Below are 15,454 nucleotides of genomic sequence, written 5' to 3'. Positions count from 1 at the left end.
GGTGACACGACGGCGGGACCGGATCACCGAGGCGTTGTGGGCGTACGCGTTCATCGCTCCGATCGCGCTCGGACTGGGCGTCTTCTATCTCTGGCCGGTGTTGCAGACGGCGTATTTCTCCTTCACCGAATGGGGCGCGTTCGGCGGCCACGAATGGTCGGGCGCCGACAACTACGTCCGGCTGATCCACGACTCCGAGGTGGGCCGGGCGCTGGTCAACACGATCTCGTACACCGTGCTCGGCCTGGTCTCGATCCCGCTCGCCGTCGTCTTCGCCGCGCTGCTCAACCGGAAGATGCGCGGCGCCGGCGTCTATCGCACCCTGTTCTTCCTGCCCGTGGTCACCATGCCGGTCGCCGTGGCGATGGTGTGGCGCTGGCTCTACAACGGCGACTACGGCCTGATCAACTATCTGTTGTCGCTGGCCGGGATCGACGGCCCGAACTGGATCGCCGATCCTGCCACGGCCCTCTACGCCCTTGTGGTGATCGGCATCTGGAGCAGCCTCGGCTACAACCTGATCATCTTTCTGGCCGGCATGCAGGCCATCCCGGCCGAATACTACGAGGCGGCCGCGCTCGACGGGGCCGGCCCGGTGCGGCAGTTCTTCCGGATCACCCTGCCGCTGCTCTCGCCGACCGCGTTCTTCGTCTCGGTCATCTCGGTGATCGGCTCGCTGCAGCTGTTCGACCTGGTCTTCGTGATCGCCGGGTCGGGCGCGTCGGCGCGGGCCAACCCGGCCTACCCCCGGCTGCAGACCGTCGTCGCGCTCTTCTACGACCGGGCCTTCGTGACCAACGAGCGCGGCTACGCGGCCGCCATCGTCATGGTGCTTCTCCTGATCATCGCGGCGCTCACCCTCGTGCAGTTCCGGCTCCAGCGACGGTGGGTGCACTATGCCTAGCCGGTCCCGCGTGCTGTTGCACACCGTGCTGATCGCCGCGTCGCTGGTCATGGTGGCGCCGTTCGTGTGGCAGCTCGTCACGTCGCTGAAGTCGCTGAGCGAGGCCACCGCGGTGCCGCCCACGCTGCTGCCCAGCGGCCGGTGGGGCAACTACGGGCGGGTCTTCGACCTGCTGCCCTTCGGCGCCCAGTTCGGCAACACGGTGATCGTGGCCCTCGCCCGTACGGCCGGGCAGGTCTTGCTCTGCTCGATGGCGGCGTACGCCTTCGCGCGGCTGCGGTTCCCGGGCCGCAAGGTGCTCTTCGGGCTGTTCCTGTCGGTGCTCATGGTGCCGCCGCAGCTGTTCATCATCCCGCAGTATCAGATCATGTCGGCCCTGGGCTGGCTCAACACTCTGCAGGCGCTGATCGTGCCCGGCCTGTTCAGCGCGTTCGGCGTCTTCCTGCTGCGGCAGTTCTTCCTCGGGCTGCCCCCGGAGCTGGAGGAGGCGGCCCGCCTCGACGGCGCCGGACCCGTACGGATCTATTGGTCGATCATGTTGCCACTGGCCCGCCCGGGGCTGCTCGCACTGGCCGTGCTGGTGCTGCTGTGGTCGTGGAACGACCTGTTCTGGCCGCTGGTGGTCAACAGCGACCCCGACACCATGCCGCTCTCGGCCGGGCTGGCCTCGCTGCAGGGCCAGTTCCAGACCGACTATCCCGTGCTCATGGCCGGCTCCTTGCTCGCTTCGGTGCCGGTCATCGTCGTCTTCATCTTCCTGCAGCGGCAGTTCATCCAAGGCATCGCACAGACCGGAATAAAGGGGTGAGTAAATGAACGGGGGCTCTATCACCACACCAGCAGCTGTGACGCCGGCGCCTTCGACGAGAACGTGCTGCGGAGCTATCGCACGACCGAGAACATCTCGCTGGTGATGTGCATCTTCTATCTGCGCGACTTCCGCACCACGCCGATCAGTGCCGCCGCGCTGACCCAACTGCAAAACCAACTGGACACCGTACGGCGGGCGGGGTTGAAAGTCGTGCTGCGGTTCGCCTATTCCGACACCGACGACGCGGACGCCACCCCGGCCCAGGTCGTCGCGCACCTCGATCAGCTCGCGCCCTATTTCCAGCGCAATGCCGACGTGATCTCGGTCGTGCAGGCCGGCTTCATCGGCACGTGGGGCGAATGGTGGGACACCCGAAACTTCGGCGACGAAGGGGTGATCAGCGCGCAGAACTGGGCCGACCGCAAACGGGTCACGGACAAACTGCTGAGCGTGCTGCCCTCCTCGAGAGCGATCCAACTCCGTACGCCGAAATTCAAACGCACCATGTACGGCACCGGGGCCGTCGCCCGGATCGGGCATCACAACGACTGCTTCCTGGCCAGCCCGGACGACTTCGGCACCTATGAGAACCCGGCCGTCGAATACCCGTATCTGCAGCAGGACACGCGCACCAATCCGATGGGCGGCGAGACGTGCGTGGTGAACCCGCCGCGCTCGCAATGCCCGACCGCCGTCTCGGAGCTGTCCGGCTTCCACTGGTCGTACCTGAACGTCAATTACAACCCCGATGTGATCGCGGGCTTCGCGGCGGGCGGCTGCCTCAACGACATCAAGCGCAAACTCGGCTATCGGCTGACGCTGGTCAACGGCACCTACCCGTCGAGCGCGAGTCGCGGGGGACCGCTGGCGATCAGTGTCGGGCTCCGCAACGACGGCTGGGCCGCGCCCTACAACCCGCGAGCCGTACGGCTGGTGCTGCGGTCGGCGGCCACCGGGGCGATCACCCGGATCCCGCTCAACGCCGACCCGCGCACCTGGCAGCCGGGCGCCCTGACCCTGGCGCAAACGGTCATTGTGCCCTCCTCGCTGACCCCCGGGTCGTACCGGCTGCTGCTGGAACTGCCCGACCCGCTGCTGCCGGCCCGCGCCGAATACTCCATCCGGCTCGCCAACGAGGGCACGTGGGAAGCCGCGACCGGATTCAACAACCTGAACGCCACGGTCACCGTTCGCTGACAATGATCATGTGTCTCTCACTCGACGGCGGTTGCGGCTGGCCCTGATCCTGGGGTCGCTCAGCGGCTTCGGGCCGCTCACGATCGACATGTATCTGCCGGCGCTGCCGGGCATGGCCGACGACCTGCGCACCAGCCCGTCGCTGGTGCAGCTGACCCTGACGGTGTTCGTCGTCGGCCTGGCCGTCGGGCAGGTGATCGTCGGGCCGCTGTCGGACGCCTGGGGCCGGCGTCGCCCGCTGCTCACCGGCATCACGCTCTATCTGGCCGGATCGCTGTGGTGCGCGCTGGCCCCGACCGTCGAGTGGCTGATCGCCGGGCGGATCGTGCAGTCGCTGGGCGCGGCGGCGGGCATCGTGCTGGCCCGGGCCATCGTCCGCGACCTGTTCGAGGGCACAGCCATGACCCGGTTCTTCTCGACCCTCATGGTCGTCAACGGGGTGGCGCCGATCCTGGCCCCCGTGCTCGGCGGCTTCCTGCTGACGGTCACCACCTGGCGGGCAGTGTTCCTCGTGCTGGCCGCGATCGGGCTGACCCTGCTGGTCGCGGTGCTGTTCACGTTGCCCGAGTCGCACCACGCGCGCTCCCATCCGCGGGGCACGCTGCGCGCCTTCCGCACCCTCGTCACCGACCCGCACTACATGCGCTACGTGCTGGCCGCGGCGCTGATGTTCGCCGCCGTGTTCGCGTACATCTCCGGGTCGTCGTTCGTGCTGCAGGAGGCGTACGGGCTCACGGCTCAGCAGTTCAGCCTGGTCTTCGGGCTCAACGGGCTCGGCATCGTGCTGCTCGGCCAGGTCAACGGCATGCTCGTCGGCCGGGTCGCGGGGGAGCGCGCGCTGCTGCGGATCGGGCTGACGGTGGCCACCCTGGCCTCGGCCGGGGTGCTGGCCTGCGCCGTGCTCGACCTGCCGCTGCCGTTCCTGCTGGCCGGCCTGTTCCTGGTGGTGTCGATGCTCGGGCTCGTGCTGGCCAACGCGACGTCGCTGGCCCTGGACGGGCACGGGTCGGCCGCCGGATCCGCCTCGTCGCTGCAGGGGCTGCTGCAGTTCCTGGTGGGCGGGCTGGCCGCCTCGGCGATGACCCTGCCGGGGACGGTGACCGCGGTCGCGATGGGCACCACCATGCTGGCGTGCTCGGCGGCGGCCCTCTTCGTGGCGGTCCGCGGACGGGGCAGCGCGGGCTGACCCGACGGGGCATCCTCATTGGATGACATCGATGCGACGCAAGCTGGCGACGGTGATCTCCCTCGCCCTGATCGGCGCTCTGGTCCCGCTCGCCGCACCCGCTTCGGCCGCACCCCCCGGCGACATCGTCGAGGACGTCTGGGTGGAGGTCCCGCTCGACTCCGACGGCGACGGGGTGCGCGACCGGGTCCATCTGAACATCACCCGGCCGGCCTCGGACCAGAAGGTCGGCTCGATCGTGCTGCCCACCCCGTACGCGGGTCCCGGTGTCGACGTGCCGTATCCCAGCGTCGACGTCGACCGGCTGCCCCAGGAGACCCCGGCCGCCGGGCTGGCCGACGTCATGCGGGGCGCGGCCAAGCGCGGCCAGGGCAAGGCGGTCGCGGCCTTCCGGCACTACACGAACCGCGGCTACGCCATCATCACCGCGGACAGCCTCGGCACAAACCTGTCGACCGGCTGCCCCGACACCGGCGGCAAGGACGAGACCGCCGCCATGCGGGCCGTCGTCGACTGGCTCGATCGCAAGGGCCGCGCGTACGACGCCGCGGGCAAGCCGGTCACCGCGACCTGGTCGCTGCGCCGGGTGGCGATGAGCGGAGTCTCCTACAACGGCACGCTTCCGATCATGGCCGCCATCACCGGCAAGTCCGCCCTCAAGACGATCATCCCGATGTCCGCCGTCACCAGCTGGTACGACTACTACCGCGCGAACGGCCTGGTCGTGGCCCCCGGCGGCTGGCAGGGCGAGGACCTCGACGTCATGTCGAAATACATCCTCACCCGCGAGAATCCCGAGGTCTGCGCGGCCGCGATGGACCGGCTGACCCGCATCCAGGACAGGGTCACCGGCGACTACTCCCGAGTGTGGGCCGAACGCGACTATACGGCGCAGGCGGGGAAGATCCAGGCCAGCGTCTTCGTGGCCCAGGGTCTCGCCGACTGGAACGTCAAGCCCAAGCAGGGCATCCAGCTCTGGTCCGCGCTCCGGGGCGACCGCAAGCTCTGGCTGTACGACGGCGGGCACGGCAGCCCGCAGTCGCAGGAATTCAGCGACGCCGTCGACCGGTGGATCGACCACTACATCTACGGCACCGACAACGGCGTCAACCGCGAGCCGCGCGTGACCCTCGAGGACGCCGACGGGACCGTCACCGAGCGCACGACGTCGTGGCCGGTGCCCGGAACCCGTACGGCTTCGTTGCCGCTCACCGCCGGCCCCGCTACGTTCACCGACAACGGCCGCACGCAGACGGTCGAGCAGCTGATCGCCGCCGAATCGCCCCACCGGCTCGTCTACCGCTGGCCCACCCTGCCCCGCGACGTGCGGCTCAGCGGCACCCCGTACGTGGATCTGAAGGTCAGCATCGACAACCGCACGGCCGCCAACCTGACCGCGGTGCTCGTCGACTACGGCCCTTCGGGCGCCGACCCGGTCATCGTCACCCGCGGCTGGATCGACCCGCAGAACCGCGCCTCGAAGTCCCACTCGCTTCCCGTCGTGCCCGGCAAGAAGTACAAGATCCGCTGGGACATGCAGCCCGAGGATTATGTCTTCAAGGCCGGCCACCAGATCGGCGTAGCCCTCCTGTCCACCGACTACGACTACACGCTGCGCCCCCTGCCCGGCACCCAGATCACCATCGACCCCACCGCCAGCCGCCTCGACCTCCCCATCGTGGGCGGCCGCCAGGCCCTCGGCTTCTGACCCAACACCCGGGGCGCCCCCTCGACGGGGCGCCCCGGCTACCTTGACGCCCATGCGCCGAGGCCGCCGAGATCGCCCTCGCACCCATCGCACATCTCGACGGGCCTGACCGCCACCTGCGGCTCCTGGTCGACCACCGCGAAGACTTGGTCGCCGAACGCACCCGGGCCATCAACCGGCTTCGTTGGCACCTGCACGAACTCGTCCCGGAGTGGACCCGGCAGCCCGTTCTCTCGACCGCGTCACCAACCTGGACCGCGAGTTTGGCCTGCCCTAGCGCGAAGTGGGCGTCGTCTACGACCGAGCGGCGACCGCCACGTGTTCGACTTCGCGGGTCCTGGGTCGACGAGGAAACGAGACCGTGTGCCGGGAACAGGGTGTTTGATCGACTGATCATGCGCGCATTGATTGTGGATCACACATCGTCCTCCGGCGTCACCCTTGGCGTGGCGCCGGAACCGGTCCCTGGCCCCGGTGAGGCCCTGGTCAAGGTCGAGGCGTTCGCCCTGAACGCCGGCGACCTGGCCACCGCGAGCGGCCTGGCCGACGGCAGCGTCCCGGGCTGGGAGGCCGCCGGCCGGGTCGTCGAGGCCGCGGCCGACGGGTCGGGGCCGGCCGTTGGCACGCTGGTTACGACGTTCGGCGACGGCGGGGCCTGGGCGGAGTTCAGGGCCGTCAGCACCGCGATACTCGGCGTCGCCCCGCCCGATGCCGACCTGGCAGCCATCAGCACCGTGCCGATCGCGGCGAACAGTGCCCTGCGCGCCCTGCGCCGAGCCGGTCCGACGCTGGGCCGGCGCATCATGGTCACCGGCGCCACCGGCGGCGTGGGGCGCTTCGCGGTTCAGTTGGCCCGGCTCGGCGGCGCCCGGCCCGTCGCGGTGACGAGGTCGGCCCGGCGCTTCTCGGACGAGCTGCGCGGGCTGGGCGCCGAGGTCGTGGTGGCCGATCCGGCCGACTACGACGACACCGTGCACGCCGTCATCGACACCGTGGGCGGGGCTCTGCTCGTGCGCGCGTTCGACCGGCTGGCCGACGGCGGTGTCCTTGTCTCGCTCGGGCACCTTGCCACCGAGGGCGAGTCTTTCCCGTACGCCGCCTTGATGGCCGATCCCCAGCGCAACAACCGCAGCATCGTCAGCTTCCACCAGTTCGACGGCTCGCCCCTGCCGCCCGATTTCGCCTGGCTGAACGAGCAAGTGGCCCGGGGCACGCTGCAGCCCTCCATCAGCTGGCGCGGCTCCTGGCGCCGGGCCGGCGAGGCGATCGACGCCCTGCGCCAGGGCACGCTGCACGGCAAGGCGGTCGTCGAGGTCGACTGAGCGCGGGCGGCCACAGTAATCGCACAACCAGACTGAGTGCGGGGCGGCCACAGTAATCCCACAACCGGACCGGGCCAAACTACCGCGAGTTCACCCGACTCGAGGAGCGCGTGTGCCCGGATCGAAGACCACGGTGCTGGTGGCCGACAGTCAGCCGCTCATCCGGGGTGGCCTGGCCGCCCTGATCACGGCGGCGCCGGGTGTCGAGGTGGCCGGGCAGGCGGCCGACGGGGTGGAGGCGGTGCGGCTGGCCCGGGCGCTGCGGCCCGACGTGGTGCTGATGGACGTGCACCTGCCCGAGCTGGACGGGCTCACGGCGACCGCCCGCATCCTCGACGGCGAGCCCGGCCCGGCCCCGCGGGTCATCATCCTGACCACGCTCGACGTGGACGAGCACGTGGCCGAGGCGTTGCGCTGCGGGGCCAGCGGGTTCCTGCTCAAGGAGATCTCGCCGGAGGGCCTGCTCGACGCGATCCGGATCACCGCCGGGGGCGGCCGGTTGTTCGCGCCCAGCGTCGTCCGGCGGCTCGTCGAGGCGTACGTGGGAATGCCGGCCCGGCCCGGCGCCCACGCCGACCTGGCCGAGCTCACCACGCGCGAGCTGGAGGTGTTGCGGCTGGTCGCCACGGGCGCGGGCAACGAGGCGATCGCCGAGACGCTGTTCATCGGCGAGGCCACGGTCAAGACGCATCTCAACCGGCTGATGACCAAGCTCGGGCTGACCAGCCGGGCCCAGGTGGTCGTGCTCGCCTACGAGACCGGCCTGGTCACCCCGGCGGCCGGGCGATGACCGGTCTCGCGCCACACCTCGAGGGCCTGTTCCTCGGCGGCGCGAGCCTCGGCCGGGCGGTTGCGAGCAAGGTCCAGTTCGGCCCGTACGGTCCACGCCTCACCCTCGACGATCCGGTAGCCGTGCTCCTGGCAGCCGGTCAGCGCGCGCCGCACCAGGGAGTCGGCCTCCGTGGTGTTGCCGAGCCGGTGTTCGGCGGCGGCCATCCCGACCAGCGCCCGCAGGCCCGGCAGCGGACTGGTCGCGTGCTCGGCGTGCGCGGCGGCCCGGCGGAAACAGTCCAGGGCCGTACGGGTGTCGTGCTGTTCCAGATGCAGGGCGCCCAGCTCGCACAGCATCTCGGCCTGCTGCCGCTCGTCGCCCGCCACCTGCACGAGCACCAGGGCGTCGCGGGCGTGGCGCAGCGCCCGGTCGGGGTCGGTCTCGATGCGGGCCAGCACCCCCAGCGCGTACGCCTCGCTGCCGCCGTCGCCCGCCTCGCGGGTCAGCGTCAGGGCCTCCTCGAGCAGCGTGCGGGCCTCGTCGGCGCGGCCCAGCGACCACAGCGCGGTGGCCAGGTTGTTGAGCGCGTTGGCGACCGCCGGGCGCGCGTCCATCGCCCGGAACAGCTGCAGCGCGCGGCCGTGCAGCTCGGCCGCGCGGGCCAGCTGACCCAGCTCGACGACCACGATCCCGAGGTTGCCGAGGGTGGCCGCCGTCCCGGCGACGGCGCCGATCGCCTCGGTGATCTCGAGGGCCTGCTCCAGATAGGAGACGGCGACGGCGGGACGGCCGATCTCGCTGTAGCTGCGGCCGAGCCCGCCCAGCGTCTGGGCCTCGCCCTCGCGCCAGCCGCACCGGCGGCACAGCTCCAGCGCCCGCAGCTGCTGCTCGATCGCGTCGGGCGCGCGCCGTTCGGTGGCCAGCTGGGCCAGGCCGCGGGCCATCACCGCCTGGGCGAACTGGTCGCCGTGGCGCTCGGCCGCCGCCAGCCCGGCCTGGGTCAGCGCCCGCCACTCGGTGTGGTGGTCGCCGTGCCAGAGGTAGCCGCGCAGCGCGTCGGCCAGCAGCCAGGCGTGCGGCCCGGTGCCGGCCACCGCGACCAGGTTGGCCCGCTCGTCGTCGAGCCAGCGCAGGGCCTCCTCGCGGTCGCTCGCCGGGTCGGCCGGGGCCATCTGCCAGATGTGCGGATAGAGCAGCCGGGTGGCGGCTCGCGCCCGGGTCAGATACCAGTCGAGCAGCCTCGCCCGCTCCGCGTCGCGCTCGGGTTCGGGCAGCCGGGCCGCGTAATCACGCAGCAGGTCGTGCAGGGCGAACCGGCCGGGCCGGCGCTCCTCGAGCAGACCCGCGGCGGCCAGCGTGCCGAGCCCCGGGAAAGCCGCCTCGGTGAAGTCGTGCACCCGCGCCGTCCCGAGCAGCCGGAACAGCCGCCGGGCGGCGGGCGGCAGGGCGTCGTACGAGTGCCGGATCGCCGCCGCCACCCCGGCCCGCTCGTCACCGGGCAGCTCCAGCGCGGCCAGCCGATCCCCGCCGTCGAGGGCCGCCACCCGCTCGGCCAGGCTCGCCGAGGGCCGGGCGCAGACGATCCGCAGCGCCAGCGGCAGGTAGGCGCAGATCTCGGCCAGCCGCCGCGCGGCTTCCGGCTCGGCCCGCACGGTGTCTTCGCCGAGCAGCCCGGCCAGCAACCGTCCGGCCTGAGCCGCGGTCAGCGGCCCGAGCGTGACCGGCCGCGCGCCCTCCACGGCGACCAGCCCGGCCAGGCTGTCCCGGCTGGTCACGACCACGTGGCAGGAGGCGCTGCCGGGCAGCAGCGGGCGCACCTGGTCGGCCGAGCGGGCGTTGTCCAGCACGACGAGCATGCGCCGGTCGGCCAGCCGGGTCCGGTACGCCGCAGCGGCCTCCTCGAGGGCGGCCGGCACCCGGTCGGCGGGCAGGCCGAGGGCCCGCAGCAGGGTGCCGAGCACGTCGAGCGGGTCGGCCGGGGCGCCGTCGGAGTAGCCGCGCAGGTCGACGAAGAGCTGCCCGTCGGGGAACCGCGCCCGCGACCGGTGGGCCCAGCGCCGGGCCAGGGCCGTCTTGCCGACTCCGGCGGTGCCCGTCACCACCGAGATGCCGGCCGGGGGACCGCCGTGCCGGCCGGAGTGCAGGTCCATCGCACGCAGGGCGTCCTCGCGACCCATGAAGTGCGCGACGTCGGCCGGCAGCTGGGCCGGCACGGGCGGTTCCGGGCTCGGCACCGGGGTCGCCGCCGGATCCTGCCGCAGCACCTGCAGGTAGGCCCCGTGCAGCTCGGGGCCGGGTTCCACGCCCAGCTCGTCGACGAGCCGGTCGCGGACCGTCCGATACGTGCGCAGCGCCTCGGCCTGGCGCCCGGCCCGGTCGAGCGCCTCGACGAGCAGGCCCTGCACCAGTTCGTCGAGCGGGTGCCGGCGGGCCGCCGCGGTGAGCAGCTCCACGGCCCGGCCCGGCTCGCCCAGACGCAGCAGGGTGCGGCCGAGCTCCGTGGTGGCGGTGAGCCGCTCACCCTCCAGTTGCGACACCACGGCGTCCAGGGTGAACTTCGGCGGCACGTCGTCGAGCGCCGGTCCACGCCAGACCGCGAGCGCCTCCGTAAGCAGCCCGGCACGCTCCCGGTCGCCCAGCTCCGGCCCGCGCGCGGCGGTCACGTGCGCGCGAAACCGCCGTACGTCTGTGCCGCCGTTGGGCATCTCGAGGAGATAACCGCTGGTCGGCCGCGTGACCCGGGCCGCCTCCCCGACGGTCTCGGCCAGCCAGCGCCGCAGCCGGTGCACGGCCACGGCGACGGTCGCCTCCCGGGCCGAGCCCTCCCACACCGTCTCGATCAGGGCCGCCGCCGACACTTCCTCGGTGGACACGGCGAGGGCGGCCAGCAGGGCCCGCAGCAGACCGCTGGGCGGGGCGTGCCACTCACCGTCGTGCCCCAGCCCGACGGTGCCGAGCACCCTGACCTCCACCGACATCTGTCGATCATCCACGGTCACGGTAAGAGATCGGTAATCGCCGCCTCGTAACGTCGCTCACCAGTACTCGTGCCGGACGAAAGGGGAGTGACATGAGCACGCACGCCGGAGGCCAGTCTTGGGGCCGCAAGGGTCAGACCTGGGGCTGACGAAGCCCTAGCATGACGGGGGACGGTGCCGCCCGGGACGTCGGGCGGCACCTTTTGCTATCTCGAGGGGTGTCGTGGCGACCTATCGCGAGCTGTTCGGCTATCGGGAGTTCCGCTTCCTGTACGGCGGTCAGGTGCTGTCCTACCTGGGCGATCAGGTGGCGGCGGTGGCCGTGGCGGTGCTCGTCTTCGACCGGACGAACAACGCGCTGCTCTCCGCGATCGCCTACGCCAGCGCCTGGCTCCCCGGCGTCTTCGGGGGACCAATTCTTTCCACGTACGCCGACAGGTTGCCCCGCCGCGCAGTGCTGATCGGCTGTGACCTGGCCCGTGCGGTTCTGATCGCCCTGGTCGCGGTGCCCGGCCTGCCGCTCTGGCTAGCCATCGTGCTCCTGTACGCGGCCCATCTGTTCTCGCCGCCGTTCGTCGCCGCCCGCGCGGCCGTCATGCCGGAGATCCTGCCCGGCGAGGCCTACATCACCGGCAACGGCCTGAGCAACATCACCTCGCAGCTGAGCCAGCTGTTCGGCTTCGTCGCCGGCGGGGTCATCGTCGCCGCCGTCGGCCCGGTCTGGTCGCTGGCCGGCAACGCGGTCACCTTCGCGCTGTCGGCCCTGCTGATCGCGGTGGGGGTCGCCAACCGCCCGGCCGCGCTGCCCGAGGGCGAGACGAGCGGGCTGCTGGCCCAGACCCGCGACGGCATCCGCTACATCCTGGCCGATCCGTGGCTGCGCACCTGCCTGGCCCTGGTCTGGATCGCCAGCGCGTTCTCCTTCGCGCCCGAGGCCATCGCCTACCCGTACGCGGTCGAGCTCGGCGGCGGCCCCGCGGCGGCCGGCCTGTTGCTGGCCGCGCCCTGCGTCGGCTTCCTGGCCGGCGCGCTCGTGCTGACCCGGGTCCTGTCGCCCGAGACCCGCGACCGGATGATCGTGCCGGCCGCCCTGCTCTCCACTGCCGCGCTGATCCCGGCCCTGTTCGCCCCCGGCCTGGTGATCGTGCTGATCCTGCTGGCCGCGGCCGGGGCCGGGGCCTCGTTCGGCGCCCCGCTCAACGCCGTCTTCGTCCGCCGGGTGGCTCCCGAGTTCCGCGGCCGCGCGATGGGCGTCGCCGCGTCCGGCCTGCTGGTCGTCCAGGGCCTGGGCTTCCTGGTGGCCGGCGCCGTGGTCGAGGCGGGCCTCGCCCCCGCCGTCGTGATCGGCGCCAGCGGCGTGCTCGGCACGATCGCGGTCGCCCTGATCTCGGTCTCGTGGCGACGGGCGACGACCCCCGAGGGTGTGCCGGCTCACTCTTGACCTCAAGCGCTTGAGGGCGCGAACACTCGGTCACCATGAACGACACAACAGCACCGATCCTGGTCACCGGCGCCACCGGCCACCTCGGCGGCCACTCCCTCGTACGGCTGCTGACCGAAGGCTATTCCGTACGGGCGGTGGTCCGGCGCCCGGAGCAGGAGCACGAGGTCCGGGCCCGGCTCGCCTTCGACCCCGGCGAGCGGCTGGAATTCCGTACGGCGGAACTCACGGACGACGCCCACTGGGACGAAGCGCTGGCCGGTGTCCGCTATGTCTGGCATCACGCCTCGCCCTTCCCGGCCACGCAGCCGCGCGACGCCGACGAGCTGATCGTCCCCGCCCGCGACGGCGCGCTCAGGGTGCTGGCCGCCGGCCGCGCGGCGGGCGTGCGACGCGTGATTCTCACTTCCTCGTACGCCGCGGTCGGCTACTCGGCCAAGCCCGGCGGCCGCTACGACGAGAACGACTGGACGAACCCGGACGACGACCTGCCGCCGTACATCCGCTCGAAGACGGTGGCCGAGCGCGCCGCCTGGGACTACGTCGCCGACCAGCCCGGCCTGGAGCTCGCGGTGATCAACCCGACCGGCATCTTCGGCCCCGTGCTCGATCACAAGCTGTCCGCGTCGATCGGCCTCGTCAAGGCCATGCTCGAGGGCTCGATGCCCGTCGTGCCGCGGCAGTATTTCGGCGTCGTCGACGTGCGCGACGTGGTCGACCTGCACCTGCGGGCCATGCTGAACCCGGCGGCGGCCGGGCAGCGCTTCATCGCCGTCAGCGGCCGGCCGATCAGTTACGCCGGCCTGAGCCGCCTCCTGCCCGGCGCGCCCCCGGTCACCGAACAGCCGGGCGAGCCGCCGCAACTCCCGGAGATCAGCAACGAGAAGGCCCGGCGGATCCTCGGCTGGCAACCACGCGACGTGGCCACCACCATCGCCGACACCGTGGAGAGCCTTCAGAAGGCCCTCACGACCTCCTGAACCTCGCGCACCGTCTCGGCTTCGGCGGCCGTGTCGTCCCGGCTGCGGGCATCCCAGAGCTGGGCCTTCAGCTGCAGGTATTCCAGCCGTACGCGCAGGCGGTCGAGCTCGGCGGCCAGGTGGCCGGCCTGCTCGGCGAACAGGTCGCGCAGCTCGCCGGCCGCCTCGCCTTCCCCCAGCAGCCGCACATAGGTGCGCATGCCGTCGATCGACATTCCGGACGACCGCAGGCAGGCCAGCGCCTCCACCCGCTCGACCACGCCGCCGTCGTACCGCCGGTGGCCGCTGGCCGAATCCCGGTCGACCGCGCCGAGCAGGCCGATCCGCTCGTAATAGCGCAGGGTCGCCTCGCTGAACCCGGACCGCCGCGACATCTCCTGGATCGTCAGCATGTCTTCCATGATCCCTCCCGTCAGCGTCCGGACGCCCACGCCACCATCAGCGGAAACTCGTCCTGCCAGAAGGCATCGCCGTGGGAGCCGGCCCGCTCGGTCATGACGACCTCGGCACCGGCCTCGCGGAGGGCGTCGGCCCACCGGGTCGCGTTGGCCAGAAAGAACGGCTCCCCGGTGCCCGCGACGAGGTAGGTTTGCGGAAGCCGTACGGGAAGTGGGGTGGGCGGCCGGTAACCCGCTCCGGGCGAGGCGCCCAGGACCGCGCCGTAGACGTCGGGATGGCGCAGCCCCAGCGCCAGCGCGAGTTCCGCTCCGGCCGAGGCGCCGAACACCGCGGTCCGGCTCGCGGGCAGACCGGTCGCGGCCCAACGCCGTACGTCCTCGACGAAGAACCGCTCGTGGGCCGCGAACCGCCGCGGATCGAAGCCCGGGGAGTATTCATGCAGCCGCAGTGTCTCGTCCTCGGCGTGATGCGCCCCGACGATCATCGTGGGTGGCAGGTCCGCTGCTTCCAGAACCCCGGCCCACGCCGGGACCGACTGCCCGTCACCGGTGAAGACGACCGTCTCGGCGGCACCCGCCGGGATGTACGCGGTGACCTGCCGCCCACCGTCGAAGTCGAGCGTCTCGGTGATCAGATTGCCCGCGAGCACAGCTTCCGTGCCTCCGTTCGGCGGCGATGACGACACGTCGATAAAACCATTCAAGAGCGGTGCCGTACGACGGAGGCCCGCTCGACGAGGTCGACGGGCAGGGTGATGGTGAACGGCGGTTCGCCGGGGTTCTTGGCCCGAGCCAGCAGCCGGCGTACGCCGATGCGGCCCATCGCTGCCTGAGCGACGCGCATGGTGGTCAGGGGCGGGGTGGTGTGCGGCGCGATCTCGTCGTCGAAGCCGATGACGGAGACGTCCTGCGGAACGCGCATTCCGGCACTGTTCAGGACGCGTATCGCGCCGGCCGCGGTCTGGTCGTTGGCGCAGAACATCGCGGTGCAGGTGGTCCGGCTCAGCAGCGCGCCGGTGGCCGCGGTGACATCGTCGGGCCGCAGGTGGCACGGCGCGATCAGTGCCGGGTCGAAGGCGATGCCGGCGGCCGCGAGGGCCATGCGGTAGCCGAGGTAGCGGTGTTGCAGCGCCGGCACCGCCTGAATCCCGGCTTCCGGGCTGGTCATCGGTCCGCCGACGAAGGCTATCCGGCGGTGACCGTTGGCCAGCAGGTGCTCCACCGCGACCCGGGCGCCGTCGAGGCCGTCGGAGAGAATCGAGTCGGTCGCGTAGTGCCGGGACTTGAAGTCGATCAGGACGGTCGGGATCCGCAGGCCGACAACGGCACCCAGGAGTTCGTCCGTCGCGGACCCCACGAGCAGCACCGCGTCCAGCCCGGCGGAGGCGGTGTCCGCGTTGAGGGTGCGGTAGCGGAGCCGGATGCCGCACCGCGCCGCCTCCCGTTCCGCGCCGCGCAGGACCTGCCGCCAGAAAGGGTTCATGAGGTCGTCCTGGGCCGGCAGGTAGGCGCTCGCGAGCAGGAAGCCGATCGTGGACACCACGGTCGAGTCGCCGCGGGCCGGTGGCGTGTAAGCCAGCTCCGCGGCGGCCGCGCGCACCCGCCGTCGCAGGTCCTCGTTGACGTTGTCGCTGTGATTGAGGACCCGCGAGACAGTGCCGGCCGATACTTTCGCCAGCCGCGCGACATCACGAATCGTTGCCATGTCGGGTCCGTTCATCAGCCGTGGCGGCCCTCTCGCGAACAGGGCTCGCAGA

Annotated in this window: 13 protein-coding genes and 2 pseudogenes; 11 read left to right on the top strand and 4 right to left on the bottom strand. The window is 71.8% G+C overall.

Annotation, left to right across the window (positions count from 1 at the left end; translation table 11 throughout):
• The first annotated feature begins 1 nt into the window (after window position 1).
• From JKJ07_RS02270 to JKJ07_RS02240, 9 genes and pseudogenes are all read left to right on the top strand, one after another.
• Window positions 2-904, top strand: coding sequence for a carbohydrate ABC transporter permease (locus JKJ07_RS02270; RefSeq protein ID WP_202989461.1), 903 nt, complete (start codon window positions 2-4; stop codon window positions 902-904).
• On the top strand, window positions 897-1,712 hold the full coding sequence (locus JKJ07_RS02265) for a carbohydrate ABC transporter permease (RefSeq protein ID WP_202989460.1): 816 nt from the start codon (window positions 897-899) through the stop codon (window positions 1,710-1,712). Before JKJ07_RS02270 ends, JKJ07_RS02265 begins: the two co-directional genes overlap by 8 nt.
• Before the next feature lie 18 nt (window positions 1,713-1,730).
• Window positions 1,731-2,195 (top strand): annotated as a pseudogene (locus JKJ07_RS50975) (DUF4874 domain-containing protein); the annotation flags it as partial.
• A gap of 24 nt (window positions 2,196-2,219) precedes the next feature.
• A complete protein-coding gene (locus tag JKJ07_RS50970) occupies window positions 2,220-2,912 on the top strand; it encodes a DUF4832 domain-containing protein (protein ID WP_268919071.1) in 693 nt (230 codons plus the stop codon).
• A 10-nt stretch (window positions 2,913-2,922) separates the two neighbouring features.
• On the top strand, window positions 2,923-4,098 hold the full coding sequence (locus JKJ07_RS02255) for a multidrug effflux MFS transporter (RefSeq protein WP_202989459.1): 1,176 nt from the start codon (window positions 2,923-2,925) through the stop codon (window positions 4,096-4,098).
• A 22-nt stretch (window positions 4,099-4,120) separates the two neighbouring features.
• Window positions 4,121-5,806, top strand: a complete 1,686-nt coding sequence (locus JKJ07_RS02250; protein WP_202989458.1) for a CocE/NonD family hydrolase — start codon at window positions 4,121-4,123, stop codon at window positions 5,804-5,806.
• Between the two features lie 83 nt (window positions 5,807-5,889).
• A pseudogene (locus tag JKJ07_RS49510) lies at window positions 5,890-6,044 on the top strand (IS110 family transposase); the annotation flags it as partial.
• A gap of 157 nt (window positions 6,045-6,201) precedes the next feature.
• Window positions 6,202-7,128 (top strand): zinc-binding dehydrogenase, encoded by a 927-nt coding sequence (locus tag JKJ07_RS02245; protein ID WP_202989457.1) that lies wholly within the window; start codon window positions 6,202-6,204, stop codon window positions 7,126-7,128.
• A gap of 112 nt (window positions 7,129-7,240) precedes the next feature.
• The gene (locus JKJ07_RS02240) at window positions 7,241-7,918 is read left to right on the top strand and encodes a response regulator (protein ID WP_202989456.1); all 678 of its coding nucleotides are present in this window, start codon (window positions 7,241-7,243) and stop codon (window positions 7,916-7,918) included.
• On the opposite strand, the gene JKJ07_RS02235 is transcribed toward JKJ07_RS02240, so the two are convergent.
• The gene (locus JKJ07_RS02235) at window positions 7,879-10,878 is read right to left on the bottom strand and encodes an ATP-binding protein (protein ID WP_202989455.1); all 3,000 of its coding nucleotides are present in this window, start codon (window positions 10,876-10,878) and stop codon (window positions 7,879-7,881) included. The genes JKJ07_RS02240 and JKJ07_RS02235 overlap by 40 nt on opposite strands.
• Before the next feature lie 223 nt (window positions 10,879-11,101).
• Between JKJ07_RS02235 and JKJ07_RS02230 the strand changes: the two genes are divergently transcribed.
• Window positions 11,102-12,319: an MFS transporter gene (locus JKJ07_RS02230; RefSeq protein WP_202989454.1), complete on the top strand. Its 1,218-nt coding sequence runs from the start codon at window positions 11,102-11,104 to the stop codon at window positions 12,317-12,319.
• 35 nt (window positions 12,320-12,354) lie between these two features.
• Entirely contained in the window at window positions 12,355-13,299 is a 945-nt protein-coding gene (locus JKJ07_RS02225) for an NAD-dependent epimerase/dehydratase family protein (RefSeq protein ID WP_202989453.1), read from the top strand.
• Here JKJ07_RS02225 and JKJ07_RS02220 read toward each other — a convergent pair.
• From JKJ07_RS02220 to JKJ07_RS02210, 3 genes are read right to left on the bottom strand one after another with little or no spacing between them, the layout of a single operon-like run.
• A complete protein-coding gene (locus tag JKJ07_RS02220; RefSeq protein WP_202989452.1) occupies window positions 13,275-13,700 on the bottom strand; it encodes a MerR family transcriptional regulator in 426 nt (141 codons plus the stop codon). The genes JKJ07_RS02225 and JKJ07_RS02220 overlap by 25 nt on opposite strands.
• Window positions 13,701-13,711: 11 nt before the next feature.
• A complete protein-coding gene (locus JKJ07_RS02215; protein WP_307834094.1) occupies window positions 13,712-14,347 on the bottom strand; it encodes an alpha/beta hydrolase-fold protein in 636 nt (211 codons plus the stop codon).
• 50 nt (window positions 14,348-14,397) lie between these two features.
• On the bottom strand, window positions 14,398-15,402 hold the full coding sequence (locus tag JKJ07_RS02210; protein ID WP_202989451.1) for a LacI family DNA-binding transcriptional regulator: 1,005 nt from the start codon (window positions 15,400-15,402) through the stop codon (window positions 14,398-14,400).
• Window positions 15,403-15,454: the final 52 nt, after the last annotated feature.

It is taken from the genome of Paractinoplanes lichenicola (assembly GCF_016785085.1).
Classification (GTDB): Bacteria; Actinomycetota; Actinomycetes; order Mycobacteriales; family Micromonosporaceae; genus Actinoplanes; species Actinoplanes lichenicola.
Note: the sequence above shows the minus strand (reverse complement) of the source record. Positions and strands in the feature narration are given on the sequence as shown.

What these genes read in the sequence shown, in the direction of transcription:
- JKJ07_RS02265 (WP_202989460.1), top strand. Translation starts at nt 897, where the DNA reads ATGCCTAGCCGGTCCCGCGTGCTGTTGCACACCGTGCTGATCGCCGCG.
- JKJ07_RS50970 (WP_268919071.1), top strand. Translation starts at nt 2,220, where the DNA reads ATGTACGGCACCGGGGCCGTCGCCCGGATCGGGCATCACAACGACTGC.
- JKJ07_RS02250 (WP_202989458.1), top strand. Translation starts at nt 4,121, where the DNA reads ATGACATCGATGCGACGCAAGCTGGCGACGGTGATCTCCCTCGCCCTG.
- JKJ07_RS02245 (WP_202989457.1), top strand. Translation starts at nt 6,202, where the DNA reads ATGCGCGCATTGATTGTGGATCACACATCGTCCTCCGGCGTCACCCTT.
- JKJ07_RS02235 (WP_202989455.1), bottom strand. Translation starts at nt 10,878, where the DNA reads ATGTCGGTGGAGGTCAGGGTGCTCGGCACCGTCGGGCTGGGGCACGAC.
- JKJ07_RS02225 (WP_202989453.1), top strand. Translation starts at nt 12,355, where the DNA reads ATGAACGACACAACAGCACCGATCCTGGTCACCGGCGCCACCGGCCAC.
- JKJ07_RS02220 (WP_202989452.1), bottom strand. Translation starts at nt 13,700, where the DNA reads ATGGAAGACATGCTGACGATCCAGGAGATGTCGCGGCGGTCCGGGTTC.
- JKJ07_RS02210 (WP_202989451.1), bottom strand. Translation starts at nt 15,402, where the DNA reads ATGGCAACGATTCGTGATGTCGCGCGGCTGGCGAAAGTATCGGCCGGC.